Below are 13,234 nucleotides of genomic sequence, written 5' to 3'. Positions count from 1 at the left end.
CATGATTGAGGATGGTGCGCCATGCGATGAAGATGAGTCAGCCGCCTTTAGGCGGCTGTGTGTTGAAACAATCGAAAGCATCAACATGGGCGTTGATGCAAACGTCAGCCGCCTTTAGGCGGCTGTGTGTTGAAACCGCAGTGAGCGCGTGAATAAATTGGTTGGGGGCATCAGCCGCCTTTAGGCGGCTGTGTGTTGAAACTACGATGCGGCAAACGTGTATTGCACGTTTTATAATCAGCCGCCTTTAGGCGGCTGTGTGTTGAAACAAAAGATTCCCAGCTTTGGGAAGATACGCCGCCTATCAGCCGCCTTTAGGCGGCTGTGTGTTGAAACATCAAATAAGCGCCGGTAAGCTCCTCTTGCGGAATCAGCCGCCTTTAGGCGGCTGTGTGTTGAAACATGCTGCGGTCGTCGGTGTCTGTGTTTTGCTTCGTCAGCCGCCTTTAGGCGGCTGTGTGTTGAAACAACCGCCAAGCCCGAGGGAAAACAGGGCAAGCCAATCAGCCGCCTTTAGGCGGCTGTGTGTTGAAACCAGCCAGCATCAAAAAAAATCCGCCGAGTGTTGAAGTCAGCCGCCTTTAGGCGGCTGTGTGTTGAAACACTGAAATCGAACCCTTTCCCAGTGCCGTACTCGTCAGCCGCCTTTAGGCGGCTGTGTGTTGAAACGCAGATCCGGATATTCAGGGAAATATAGATCAGCGTCAGCCGCCTTTAGGCGGCTGTGTGTTGAAACTTCCGACTAGTTTTGTTATGTCGCCGTAATTTGTCAGCCGCCTTTAGGCGGCTGTGTGTTGAAACTTTTGTTTTTTTCGCAGTGCCACGCTTTTCGCGATCAGTCGCCTTTAGGCGGCTGTGTGTTGAAACACGGCTTAATACGTACATGTACTCTTTGTCTGAAATCAGCCGCCTTTAGGCGGCTGTGTGTTGAAACATCTGAAATTAACGGCACACCCGCACAATTGGATTCAGCCGCCTTTAGGCGGCTGTGTGTTGAAACAATGCAATTCGGCGCGGATTAGCTACCCGCGCCGTCAGCCGCCTTTAGGCGGCTGTGTGTTGAAACGCAAACGGCCAAGGAAGTTTTACCGCCGCCACCGTCAGCCGCCTTCAGGCGCCTGTGTCTTGAAACAGACAAGTTTCGCCGCTTTGCAGAATACGGCAACCAGCGCAGAAATAAAGAAAAACAAAGCGACCTATAAAAGGTCGCTTTCATTATCTTATTGTTCGGGTTTAGGTTTGATGTCATTAAGATGCAAACGTTTTGCTTCGATTTCCGCATCAGTTAGAGGATGGTCGGCATGTTCTTGCAATTCTTCTACTGAGTTTTCAATCACCAATTCACGCTCTTCGGCTTCCATTTCTGCGGCAGGGGTAACGTCGAAAGTGCTGTCGTTTTGATTTTGGCTCATAGCGTATCCTTGTTTTATTGTATTGAAAATGAAGAAACATAGTAACACGGCAAGTTGGCATTAGAAGGGTTGTTGCATATTTTTACGTCATATTAAAATCGGGTAAATTATGGTTAACCATTCAAATTATAGCTGTATCGATTTGCAGCGGTTTTATCGCTACATTTCCATGCCTGTCTGAAAAACAAAACGTGCAATCAATCACTTCCAAACCAGCAAAGCATGGTTTCGCTTGCCGCGGCGGAGAATCGTATATTTGCCGAAACGTTTGAACTTATCATCAATCAGATAAGCATCATCCGGTTTTTCCGGCGCATGTTCGGGATTATTCAATTCCGCTGCCATGCCGTTCAGCAACACCGCGCCGCTGTTTAGAAAACCGCGCGCTTCTTTATTGGACTTTGCCAAACCTGCCAGAACCAACGCATCCACCACATTCAGACGGCCTGATACCTCAAACGCAGGCAGGCCGTCTAAAGCGAGCTGGGCGTAGTCGCTCTCGGTCAGGCTGCTTTCGTCGCCGGAAAACAGGCTGGCGGAAATGCGTTGCGCAGCTTCCAAAGCTTCTTCTCCGTGAATCAAGCGGGTCATTTCTTCCGCCAGAATACGTTGCGCTTCCGGCTTCACGCCGCTGGCTTTGTCTTTCGCTTCGATGGCATCAATTTCTTCAACCGACAAGAACGTAAAGTATTTCAGGAATTTATACACATCCGCATCGGCCACTTTCAGCCAGAATTGGTAAAACTGGTAAGGCGAGGTTTTTTGCGCATCCAGCCATACCGCACCGCCTTCGGTTTTTCCGAATTTCGTGCCGTCCGATTTGGTTACCAGCGGCAAAGTCAGGCCGTAAGCCGTTACCTTGTTGAGGCGGCGGCACAAGTCGATACCGCCGGTGATATTGCCCCATTGGTCGGAACCGCCGATTTGCAGCACCGTACCGTAGCGTTTGTTCAACTCGGCAAAGTCATAGCCTTGCAGTAGCGCGTAGGCAAATTCGGTAAACGAAATGCCTACATCGTCGCGCTCGATACGCTGCTTCACCGATTCCTTGTTCAACATCGCATTAACAGAGAAATGCTTGCCGATGTCGCGCAGGAAATCCAAGCAGTTCATGCCGCCGAACCAATCGTAATTGTTCGCCATAACCGCGGCATTGTCGCCCTCAAAACTCAAAAACGGCTTGAGCTGGTTGCGGATTTTCTCTACCCAGCCCGCCACGGTTTCAGCCGTATTCAAACTGCGCTCAACCGCCTTGAAGCTCGGATCGCCGATCATGCCCGTCGCACCGCCCACCAAAGCCACCGGCGTATGCCCGGCCAGTTGGAAACGGCGCAAAGCTAGCACCGGCAGCAAATGGCCGATATGCAGGCTGTCGGCAGTGGGGTCGAAACCGCAATATAAAGCGATTTTTTGTTTGTTTAATAAAGCGTCTAAGGCTTCGGCATCAGTGGTTTGCGCGATTAAGCCGCGGGATTGGAGGTCTTGGATAACTGAGCTCATTTTATTTCCGTTATTTATGTAGGCTGGGCTAAAGCCCAGCCTACGAAATTCACATTTTCTATATTTTCAGACAGGCATTAAACATTAAACAAGAAGTGCATCACGTCGCCATCTTGAACCACGTATTCTTTTCCTTCCACCCGCATTTTGCCGGCTTCTTTGGCTTTGGCTTCGCCGCTCAAGGTAACGAAATCGTCATAAGAAATCACTTGGGCGCGGATGAAGCCGCGTTCGAAATCGGTGTGGATCACGCCGGCAGCTTGCGGGGCGGTGTCGCCTTTGTGGATGGTCCAAGCGCGGACTTCTTTTACGCCGGCGGTGAAGTAGGTTTGCAGGCCGAGCAAGTCGTAGCCGACACGGATCAGGCGGTTGAGGCCGGGTTCTTCCAAGCCCATTTCGGCGAGGAATTCGGCTTTTTCTTCGTCTTCGAGTTCGGCAATTTCGCTTTCTAATGCGGCGCAGACGGCAACTACAGGCGCATTCTCTTTGGCTGCCAATTCTTTCAGGCGGTCTAAGTGCGGGTTGTTTTCAAAACCGTCTTCTGCAACGTTGCCCACATACATGGCAGGTTTGGCGGTGAGCAGGAACAGGGGGCGAAGCATAGCGAGTTCTTCGGCATCGAGGCCGAATGAGCGCACGGGTTTGCCTTCATTGAGATGGGGCAGCAGTTTTTCGCACAGGGCAACGAGTTTTTGCGCGTCTTTATCGCCTGATTTGGCGCGTTTGCCTTCGCGGGTGATGGCTTTTTCTACGCTGGCAAGGTCGGCCAGTGCCAGCTCGGTGCCGATGGTTTCGATGTCGGCAATCGGATCGACTTTGCCTGAAACGTGTACGATATTGTCGTCGTCGAAGCAGCGTACTACGTTCACAATGGCATCGGTTTCGCGGATGTTGGCAAGAAACTGGTTGCCCAAGCCTTCGCCTTTGCTCGCGCCTGCTACCAAACCTGCGATGTCGACAAACTCAACAATGGCGGGCTGCATTTTTTGCGGGTTCACAATTTTAGCCAGCTCGGCCATGCGCGGATCGGGCACTTCAACAATGCCGACATTCGGTTCGATGGTGCAGAAAGGATAGTTTGCCGCTTCGATGCCGGACTGGGTTAAGGCGTTGAACAAGGTGGATTTGCCGACGTTGGGCAGGCCGACGATGCCGCATTTTAAGCTCATGTTTATTCCTGAAAATTTCGTAGAAGTTAACGCGCGATTGTAGCATATTTCGCAGGGGTGTTGCTTGGTGGAGAAAGGTTTGAAATGCAGATGCCTGTCTGAAAAGTTTTCAGACAGGCATCTGCGGATTGGATGTGTTATGTAGAATGAGTTGGCTTGGGAAATAAAGGATATTTAGGGTAAGCCGGAGTATGTTGGTTAAGGCTTATGAAAATGCCTGTCTGAAAACATTTTCAGACAGGCATTTGTGTGCTTGATTAAATCCGCATCGGCATTACGATGTATTTGAAATTCGGATTGTTGGGGATGGTGAATAGGGTGGAGCGGTTGGCATCGCCGAAGGCCAGCTGCATATCTTCGGCATGCACATTGCGCAATACGTCCATTAAGTAGCCGATGTTGAAGCCAACTTCCAATTCGCCGCCTTGATAAGCGATTTCAAGTTCTTCGCGTGCTTCTTCTTGCTCATTGTTGCTGCATACTACGCTCAGCAAACCGGGCTTCAGGTGTAGGCGGGCGCCACGGAATTTTTCATTTGCCAGAATGGCGGCGCGCTCCAGTGCGCCTAAAAGCTGGGTGCGGCCTACGAGGAAGATTTTGTCGTTATCAAGCGGGATAACGCGGTTGAAATCGGGGAATTTGCCATCGACCACTTTGCTGACGATTACGGTGTCATTGCAGCGGAAGCGCACTTGGTTGTTGAGCAATTCAATGCTCACGGGTTCGCTCGGGTTGTTGAGCAATTTGAATAATTCGAGCACGGTTTTGCGTGGCAGAATCACTTCGGCACTCGGCAAGTCGGCATCAATGGTGGTGCTGGAGTAAGCGAGGCGGTGGCCGTCGGTAGCAACCAGGCGCAATTGGTCGCCTTCGGTTTGCATTAGCAAGCCGTTGAGATAATAGCGGATGTCTTGCACGGCCATGCTGTATTGCACTTGCGAAAGCATGTTTTTCAAGGCTTCCTGCGGCAGGCTGAATGCGGTGTTCACATCTTCACCCACGCTCATCAGCGGGAAATCTTCGGCCGGCAGGGTTTGCAGGTTGAAGCGCGATTTGCCTGCTTTTAGGGTGAGGCGGTTTTGCGCCCAATCCAGTGCAACCAATGAGCCTTCGGGCAAGGCGCGCAGAATGTCTTGCAGTTTTTTTGCGTTGGTGGTGATGCGGAATTCACCGGCGTCGCTTTGCGGGCCGGTGGTGTTGATTTGGATTTCTAAGTCGGTTGCCAGAATATTGGTTTGCCCGTGTACGTTTTCTAACAATACATTAGACAAAATCGGCAGGGTGTGGCGGCGCTCTACGATGCCGGTTACGGCTTGGAGCGGTTTGAGCAGGGCGTCGCGTTCGGCTTGTAAAATCAACATGGTTTATACCTTTTGAATAATCAATTCTGGATTAAAATCAATAATTTTTCATAGTCTTGTGCCAGCTCGGGGTCTTCGTTGCGCAATTTGGCTACGGTTTTAACGGCATGCATCACTGTGGTGTGGTCGCGGCCGCCGAATGCATCGCCGATGGCGGGCAGGCTGAGGTTGGTTAATTCTTTGGTGAGGCTCATGGCAACTTGGCGCGGGCGTGCGATGTTGCGCGTGCGCTTGGCGCCGAGCAGGTCGCTGATTTTGATGCGGTAGTGTTTGGCTACGGTATCCATAATCAGATCGGCGGTAATAATTTTGTAGGCGCTGGCTACGATGTCTTGCAAAGCTTCCGCTGCCAGATCAATGTCGATTTTTTTCTTCAAGAAGCGGCTGCGGGCTTCGACACGCTTGAAAGCGCCTTCCAATTCGCGCACATTGGAGCGGATATGTTTGGCAATGAAAAAAGCAGCTTGTTCATCCAGCTCTACGCCGGCGGTTTCTGCTTTTTTCTGCAAAATGGCCACTCGCATTTCTAATTCGGGTGGTTCAAGCTCTAAAGTTAAGCCCCATGAAAAACGCGACTTTAGGCGGTCGTCCATATCCTCGATTTTGGTGGGCAGCACATCGCAGGTGAGGATAAGTTGTTTCTTTTCGTTGTGGAAGTGGTTGTAAAGATAAAAAAACTCTTCCATCGTGCGCTCTTTGCCTTTGATGAACTGGATGTCGTCAATTATTAAGAGGTCGTATTGTTTGTATTGCTGTTTGAATGTTTCGTAGCTGTTGCTGCGCACGGCATTCATAAAGCTGCGGATGTAGTCGTCGGAATGCATGTAGCGCACTTTTGCATCCGGTTTGTTTTTCAATAATTCGTTGCCAATGGCTTGAACCAAGTGGGTCTTGCCCAAGCCTGTGCTGCCGTAGAGGAAAAAAGGGTTATAGCTCTTGCCGGGATTTTCAACGATAGATTGTGCAGCGGCAGCAGCAATTCGGTTACCTTTGCCTTCAACCAAGGTGTCGAACGTGTAATCATGGGATAAATTGGTTTGGGCGTAAAATTGCTCGGCTTTTTCTTTTTCGGCTTCTGTTTTTGCTTTGGTTTTTTTGGACTCTTCCGTTTTGGCTTTTTTGTTTGTTGTGGGCAAATTTTTTATACGCTCGGCCAAAATTTCGGCCGCGCTGGTTTTGGCTGTATTTTTTTGACTTGTTTGAGGCTTAGCGGCATTTTCAGACAGGCTTTTTTGCGAGGCGAGCGGAGAAGCTTCGGTTTTTCGGGTGTTTTCCGACAGGCAGGATTGAATATCAGAGCTAACAGCCCGGCCGGCGCGTGTAAAGCTTTGCCCTTTGCCGGTTTTAAAAAGCAGGCTGGGTGAACCGGGTGCAATTTCTGCACGAACGCGCTCGATAGATTGGGCAAATTGCTTTTTCAGCATATTGACCGAAAATTGATTTTTACCATAAACCACCCATTGGCCTTTTTCTTCGCCCACGGTTAACGGCGCAATCCAAGTATCGAATTGTTGCGGCGTTAAAGTATGGTGAAGACGGTCGAGGCACAGGGGCCAGAATTCGGCAAGAGTCATCGGCTAATCCAGAGTGGCTGCGGGCGGGGCGGCAGTTTGTGCGTTTGTTAAAGATTCGCAAGATTATACCGAATTTTGTGGATAACTGCTATCAGCGTATGGGGGATTTGCATGGGCAGGCTATATAAATTTTCAGACAAGCATGGTGAGGTATATGCCGATATATATTGACAAAAAAATTGATTTGGTGTGTAATCTTTCGTTTAATATTTCAGATTAATTTTAGGAATCGACATGAAACGCACTTATCAACCTTCAGTTACCAAGCGTAAACGCACCCACGGTTTCCTGGTTCGTTCTAAAACCCGCGGTGGTCGCGCTGTGTTGGCTGCGCGTCGTGCCAAAGGCCGCAAACGCTTGGCTGTTTAAGCTTGGTGCCGCTGTGGAACAGCGCTTTGGAAAGCGATACCGCTTATTGAAAACGGAAGAATTTTCTTCCGTTTTTGCTTTAAGAAAGCAACGCAGTAGGGCATTCTTGCAAGTGTTGCAATCGGATACAAACGTTTATGGGTACGCTCGCTTAGGCTTGGTGGTAGGTAAGAAAGCTGCCAAGCGTGCAAACGAGCGCAATTATATGAAGCGTGTGATTAGGGAGTGGTTCCGTTGCCATAAAAGCGAATTGGCACCTTATGATTTTGTGGTGCGGGTTCGCCAGCGGTTTGATAGAAGCCATGCAGTGGAAGTGCGCAAAGAGTTAGCGCAATTGATGCTCCCCAGAAAGTCATAAAGACGATGTTGGCTAAACTGTTTTTGGGGTTGATTAAGTTTTACCAATATTGCATCAGCCCTATGATCTCGCCGCGTTGCCGCTATACGCCGACTTGCTCGCAATATGCTGTGGAGGCTATTAACAAATACGGCGCATTAAAGGGCGGATGGCTGGCTTTAAAGCGAGTAGCGCGCTGTCATCCTTGGGGCGGGCACGGGCATGACCCTGTTCCTTAAATATTTTGCCAATCCTTTAGTTAACATTCAGCTGCATTTTGTTAAACAATCACGCGCGAAATTCATTTATCTGTTATCCTTTCAAGTTTGAATTAATCATAACCCTTAAATAATTTTTAGGACTTAACACACGATGGACGCCAAAAGACTAACCATGTTTTTTGCGATTGCTTTGCTGATTTTACTTGGGTGGGAGCAGCTTTTCCCTACGCCCAAACAGCCTCAGGCTGTGGTGCAGCAGCAACAACAGCAAAAAGCGCCGTCAACAGAGCTTACGCTTTCTCCTGTGCAGCCGATTACCGTAACAACAGACACGGTTAAGGCTGTTATTGATGAGAAAAGTGGCGATTTGCGCGGTCTTACTCTCTTGAAATACAACGCTACCGGCAATGAAAATAAAGATTTCGTATTGTTTAGTGACAATAAAGAAAATACTTACATTGCACAATCTGATCTGCAAGATGCTAGTGGTCAAAGCTTATTGAAGGGGTTGGCTTTTACCGCGGCGCAGAAACAATACACGTTAAACGGCGACAAAGCAGAAGTGCGTTTGAGTGCGCCGGCTCGTGACGGTTTGCGGATTGATAAAGTTTATACGTTTAAAAAAGACAGCTATTTAGTTGACGTACGTTTTGATGTAACCAATTTGAGCGGTAAGCCTTTTAAAGCTCATGCGGTTTATAAAGTGGTGCGTGACAACAAAGCCCCTGAAGGCTCGGGCTTCTTTACCCATACTTATACCGGTCCGGTTGTGTACACGCCGCAGGGTGACTTTGAAAAAGTTGATTTCAGCGATTTGGATGACGATTTCAATTCGGGCACCGATAAAGCCGAATATGTCCGCCGCACCAACACCGGCTGGGTGGGCATGATCCAACACTATTTTATGGCTACTTGGATTTTGCAGCCTAAAGATGGTGCGTCTGTGTGTACCGCAGGCTGCCAGCTTGATATCAAGCGCCGCAATGATAACCTTTATTCTTCGGGTGTGGTGGTCAACTTGCCTGAAATGCAGAACGGCATGAAATACAGCTTCCCGATGAGCCTGTATGCCGGCCCGCAAACGACATCAACCATTAGTAAGATTGCCGATAAACTTGAGCTAGCAAAAGACTATGGCCGCGTTTATTACCCTGCTACCGGTTTATTCTGGTTACTGGAAAAATTGCACGGCTTGGTGGGTAACTGGGGCTGGGCGATTGTATTGCTAACCGTGATTGTGAAAGCTGCTTTGTATCCGTTGACCAATGCTTCTTACCGCTCAATGGCAAAAATGCGTGCTGTTGCGCCTAAGCTGGAAGCCTTGAAACAGAAATACGGTGACGACCGTATGGCTTTGCAACAAGCCATGATGCAGATGTATCGCGATGAAAAAATCAATCCGCTCGGTGGTTGTTTGCCTATGCTTCTGCAAATCCCTGTATTTATTGGATTGTATTGGGCAGTGTTTGCATCGGTTGAGTTGCGTCAAGCGCCTTGGATTGGTTGGATTACCGATCTTAGCCGCACGGATCCTTATTTTATCCTGCCGTTACTGATGGCTGCGACTATGTGGTTCCAAACCACACTCAATCCGCCGCCAACCGATCCGATGCAGGCGAAAATGATGAAGATGATGCCGATTATTTTCTCAGTGATGTTCTTCTTCTTCCCATCCGGCTTGGTGCTTTACTGGGTGGTGAACAATATTTTAAGTATCGCCCAACAATGGTACATTAATAAATCCATTGAGAAGCAACGTGCACAAGGTGAAGTGTTGGATAAATAACCCGTATCGCTTTGTTAGGTAAAAATGCCTGTCTGAAAGTTTTCAGACAGGCATTTTTTTAGGAGTGATGAAATTAGACCATATATGGTGAATTAACTTAAAAATAGTGCGCCCGCCATACCCGGGCTTGACTTGAGTTTAGATTCAGTAACATTGGGCGATGCTTGGATCAAATCTAAGTGTTTGAAATAATAAAGATGCCTGTCTGAAAAAGTGGTTTTCAGACAGGCATCCATCGTGTCAGTTGCTTGGTAATAACCTTTAACGCTTATCTTGTGCCATTATCCAAATCTGCAATAAAGGGCTGTTTATCTGCAATGAACCGGACATATCGCGGCTTATCCAGTTGTGGCGTTCCATACGCTTCAGTGCGCTTTGTACGCTGCTGCTGCTTATGTTGGTTACACCCAGCATCAAAGCATATTCTTTGCGCCGTTGGTTGCTGTATGGGCTTACATTGTTGTTTTGGGCAATGTCTGCAAGTATGATTTGCTCCAGCGGCCTCATTTGCTGCCATTCTTTGATTTGCCCGTCTTGGCTGTTAAGCTGTTCCAACCGCTCTACAGCGGCGGTGTGCAGACTTAAATCAGGGTTCACAATCATGTCTTGCACAATTGCCCTCATGTACATTGGGGTGTGGTTTAGTTTTTCAAATATTTCATAAAAAGCATTTTTGTCGGCAGCATTCCCTGTCCGCTCATGATAAATGTCAGCCAGGAAATCAGTAAAAGCGCGGCTGAGCAAAGGGAAATCCAGCGCATGGGCAAAGTGGAAAAACGGTGCTCTGCTGTTGTTGAACATCGCTTTTAAATCATGAGTGCTGCTGCCTGTGAAAATGGTTTTGACCTGGTTTTGGTTGATATCCAAGCCTGTGCGTAAAGCGCGAATAATACCTTCCGTGCCCTTAATGCGCGCCAGCTCCTGCACTTCGTCAAGTAATAATAATGAAGGGCGGCCTACCGCAGCGATTGCGCTGATAATGTCACTAATGGGCGGGATGGCTTTGGTTTCGGTATCACGCTCAATTCCTACGCCTAAAATATCAATTTTACTTACACTGCTGATAAAAGTTTTGGCGCTACTGATTTTGTTGATATTTTGTGCGAAGTGGTATAAGGCTGCCTGAAAGCGCTGGGTTAAGTTGTCACGGTTATCGTCCATAAAGGAGAAATAGAAAACATTGAAACCGGCTTCCTCTGCAGCCGGTGCAATATCATTTAATAGAAATTTGGTTTTCCCCATGCGGCGTGGCGCAAACAAGGTAAAAGCATGCATGATTCCATCTTTGAGGCTGTTAACGAGTTTGGCGGCATAATCGGGGCGGTGGAAGTATAGGGGATCATTCATGTTAATTGCCCGGCTGTTTATCTGAATATTGAATTATGCATAATTATGCACCCAATGCATAATTATGCATAATTTGGAAAAAGATATGGGTTTGTGAGATTGTCACAGAATTGTGGAATTAAAAAGCGCAAGCCTTATAAATTAAAGGCTTGCGCTATTTGTTTGGTGCGGACGGAGAGACTCGAACTCTCACACCTCTCGGCGCCAGAACCTAAATCTGGTGCGTCTACCAATTTCGCCACGTCCGCAAAAAAAAGTGAAGTGCTGATTATACGCATAAGTTAAGAAAATGGAAATGCCTGTCTGAAAAATTTTTCAGACAGGCATTGAAAAAGTTATAATCAGCACTGATTTATCGGAGCAGTATTGCCGTCTGTGCTGATGCGGGCGGCTTTTTTAATGGTGGATAGGCCAAATTATTTTCGATGTTTCAAGCATTTTTTGGAATGATTGGGATGTGTTGACAGATTCCCGCTGGTTGGTTGTCCGCTTTAGGAAGGAATGTTATGTCTGATTTATCGGTTCGGGATTATCTGCAAACGCAAGGTTTGAAGCTGCCTGAGGATGATGTGTGTGTGGCACAGGTTGCGGTTCGGCTTGTCATGGCTTCGGGTAATGCGGCGATTGAACGGGCGCTTTTATGGTATGCGAACGATGATGTGGTGCTTGCGGAGCATATTTTGGAAAATGAGCAGAATGAAGTGGCTCTGAAACAGGTTTTCATGGCTCTGGATTCTGTGTTTGAGCGTACAGTGGTGAAAAGTGCGGTCGTGTATGCTCTGGCTCCGGATGAGTTAACTTATCTTGTACGCTTGGCGCAACAAGGTGAAGTGATCGAGCAGAAGGTGTCTGTCGATGAGGAAAACGGCTGGCATTATTTGTTTGCCCGTTCGGCGCAGACGGGTTGGCTGAATGTGGTGGATAATGTCGAGCATTGGCTGGAGCAAGGGGAGCTGAAAGGCCTGCATAATATGCGCGGCCCGAGCCAGATGTCGTTACCGATTTGTTTGCCGAGCGGCCGGGTGTTGGGTGTGCTGCATGTGGAGGCTGAGCAGAAATCTGCATTTGATGATGCAGCTCAAGCAGAGTGGGTGGGCCTTGCTTTGGCATTGGTTGAACCTTTGAGTGTTTTACTTAATATGGATAATGAAATAGAAGATAACGGGGATATGTGATGCAGGGATTAAAATTTGTAGCCTCTTGCCGCCTGCCTACGGAATGGGGGGTGTTTATGATGCATGGCTTTGAAGAGGCCGGCGGTCAAGAGCATGTGGCCTTAGTAATGGGGGACGTGGGCGATGGGGAAGCGGTGTTGTCGAGGGTGCATTCTGAATGTTTGACCGGAGATGCGTTGTTTTCGCAAAAATGTGATTGCGGACCGCAATTGCAGGCAGCTATGCAGGCTGTACAGCAAGAAGGGCGGGGCGTGATTGTGTATTTGAGGCAGGAAGGGCGGGGTATCGGTTTGATTAATAAAATCCGCGCGTATCAGCTTCAGGATCAAGGAATGGATACGGTTGAAGCAAATGTGGCCCTAGGCTTGCCTGTGGATGCGCGGGACTTTACTTTGGCCAGGGACATATTCAGGCATTTGGGCGTGAAGAGTATCCGTTTGCTGACCAATAATCCTCAGAAAGTGGCCGTGTTGGAAAATGCCGGCATCCGGGTTGTGGAACGCGTGCCGCTGCGTGTGGGCGAGAATGAGGAAAATGAGCTTTATTTGAGTACGAAAGCCGGTAAGTTGGGGCATTTTTTATAATTGAATGGATTTAAAGTGGTAAAGGCAATGGCGGATAATGCTGTGAATATACGCCAAGCTTTATGATTAGATCCTTGATAATATGAAGTGAATACTTGTTATTACGTAGAGCAATGCCTGTCTGAAAAAGATTTCAGACAGGCATTTTGTGTTCCATAGGCATTCAATTTAACTTTTGCTATATAGTTCAGCTCTTATTTTTTATTATCATTGTTATTAAATAAAATTAAGCTGGTGCATATATTGCTGTGGAAATCAAATATTTTAAGTGCTGAGACCTTTGCAAAATAACTCTTTACCTAACAGTTGATGCCCAAACACCGGATTTCGGCTGTTTTCTATTCCAATATTCCCTTTATTCTCCTCAGATACCCGATTATCGGGTATCTGAGCTGCCTT

At 48.0% G+C, this 13,234-nt stretch carries 12 protein-coding genes, 1 tRNA gene and 1 CRISPR repeat array (1 of these 14 cut by a window edge); of the genes, 6 read left to right on the top strand and 7 right to left on the bottom strand.

What is annotated here, in order from left to right:
* Positions 1-1,132: a CRISPR direct-repeat array (repeat unit 32 nt; unit sequence TCAGCCGCCTTTAGGCGGCTGTGTGTTGAAAC) (it extends 432 nt beyond the left edge of the window).
* Positions 1,133-1,220: 88 nt separating this feature from the next.
* The 5 genes from AKG09_RS05965 to dnaA all read right to left on the bottom strand — a co-directional run bounded on the left by AKG09_RS05965 (position 1,221) and on the right by dnaA (position 7,016).
* Entirely contained in the window at positions 1,221-1,412 is a 192-nt protein-coding gene (locus tag AKG09_RS05965) for a hypothetical protein (protein WP_009117228.1), read from the bottom strand.
* Positions 1,413-1,613: 201 nt separating this feature from the next.
* The gene (gene tyrS / locus AKG09_RS05960) at positions 1,614-2,912 is read right to left on the bottom strand and encodes a tyrosine--tRNA ligase (RefSeq protein WP_054618551.1); all 1,299 of its coding nucleotides are present in this window, start codon (positions 2,910-2,912) and stop codon (positions 1,614-1,616) included.
* A 77-nt stretch (positions 2,913-2,989) separates the two neighbouring features.
* Positions 2,990-4,081 carry a redox-regulated ATPase YchF gene (gene ychF / locus AKG09_RS05955; protein ID WP_054618550.1) on the bottom strand — a complete coding sequence of 364 codons (1,092 nt, stop codon included), beginning with the start codon at positions 4,079-4,081 and terminating at the stop codon, positions 2,990-2,992.
* A 257-nt stretch (positions 4,082-4,338) separates the two neighbouring features.
* Positions 4,339-5,442 carry a DNA polymerase III subunit beta gene (gene dnaN, locus AKG09_RS05950; protein ID WP_054618549.1) on the bottom strand — a complete coding sequence of 368 codons (1,104 nt, stop codon included), beginning with the start codon at positions 5,440-5,442 and terminating at the stop codon, positions 4,339-4,341.
* 20 nt (positions 5,443-5,462) lie between these two features.
* Complete coding sequence (gene dnaA, locus AKG09_RS05945; protein WP_054618548.1) at positions 5,463-7,016, bottom strand: chromosomal replication initiator protein DnaA; 1,554 nt, start codon at positions 7,014-7,016, stop codon at positions 5,463-5,465.
* A gap of 234 nt (positions 7,017-7,250) precedes the next feature.
* Between dnaA and rpmH the strand changes: the two genes are divergently transcribed.
* The 4 genes from rpmH to yidC all read left to right on the top strand — a co-directional run bounded on the left by rpmH (position 7,251) and on the right by yidC (position 9,729).
* The gene (gene rpmH / locus AKG09_RS05940; RefSeq protein WP_002214728.1) at positions 7,251-7,385 is read left to right on the top strand and encodes a 50S ribosomal protein L34; all 135 of its coding nucleotides are present in this window, start codon (positions 7,251-7,253) and stop codon (positions 7,383-7,385) included.
* A gap of 13 nt (positions 7,386-7,398) precedes the next feature.
* Positions 7,399-7,743 carry a ribonuclease P protein component gene (gene rnpA, locus AKG09_RS05935; protein WP_054618547.1) on the top strand — a complete coding sequence of 115 codons (345 nt, stop codon included), beginning with the start codon at positions 7,399-7,401 and terminating at the stop codon, positions 7,741-7,743.
* 5 nt (positions 7,744-7,748) lie between these two features.
* Positions 7,749-7,961, top strand: a complete 213-nt coding sequence (gene yidD / locus AKG09_RS11635; RefSeq protein WP_369814086.1) for a membrane protein insertion efficiency factor YidD — start codon at positions 7,749-7,751, stop codon at positions 7,959-7,961.
* Between the two features lie 133 nt (positions 7,962-8,094).
* The gene (yidC, locus tag AKG09_RS05930; RefSeq protein ID WP_054618546.1) at positions 8,095-9,729 is read left to right on the top strand and encodes a membrane protein insertase YidC; all 1,635 of its coding nucleotides are present in this window, start codon (positions 8,095-8,097) and stop codon (positions 9,727-9,729) included.
* A 261-nt stretch (positions 9,730-9,990) separates the two neighbouring features.
* Here the strand turns inward: yidC and AKG09_RS05925 are convergent, their stop codons facing one another.
* Complete coding sequence (locus tag AKG09_RS05925; RefSeq protein ID WP_054618545.1) at positions 9,991-11,076, bottom strand: selenocysteine synthase; 1,086 nt, start codon at positions 11,074-11,076, stop codon at positions 9,991-9,993.
* Between the two features lie 163 nt (positions 11,077-11,239).
* Positions 11,240-11,324, bottom strand: a tRNA-Leu gene (locus AKG09_RS05920).
* Positions 11,325-11,582: 258 nt separating this feature from the next.
* Between AKG09_RS05920 and AKG09_RS05915 the strand changes: the two genes are divergently transcribed.
* Together AKG09_RS05915 and ribA are read left to right on the top strand one after the other, a co-directional pair.
* Positions 11,583-12,251, top strand: a complete 669-nt coding sequence (locus tag AKG09_RS05915; protein WP_054618544.1) for a GAF domain-containing protein — start codon at positions 11,583-11,585, stop codon at positions 12,249-12,251.
* On the top strand, positions 12,251-12,835 hold the full coding sequence (gene ribA / locus AKG09_RS05910) for a GTP cyclohydrolase II (protein ID WP_369814085.1): 585 nt from the start codon (positions 12,251-12,253) through the stop codon (positions 12,833-12,835). The genes AKG09_RS05915 and ribA overlap by 1 nt, the downstream gene beginning before the upstream one ends.
* Positions 12,836-13,234: the final 399 nt, after the last annotated feature.

Source organism: Neisseria sp. 83E34, assembly GCF_001308015.1.
Taxonomy (GTDB): Bacteria; Pseudomonadota; Gammaproteobacteria; order Burkholderiales; family Neisseriaceae; genus Neisseria.
Note: the sequence above shows the minus strand (reverse complement) of the source record. Positions and strands in the feature narration are given on the sequence as shown.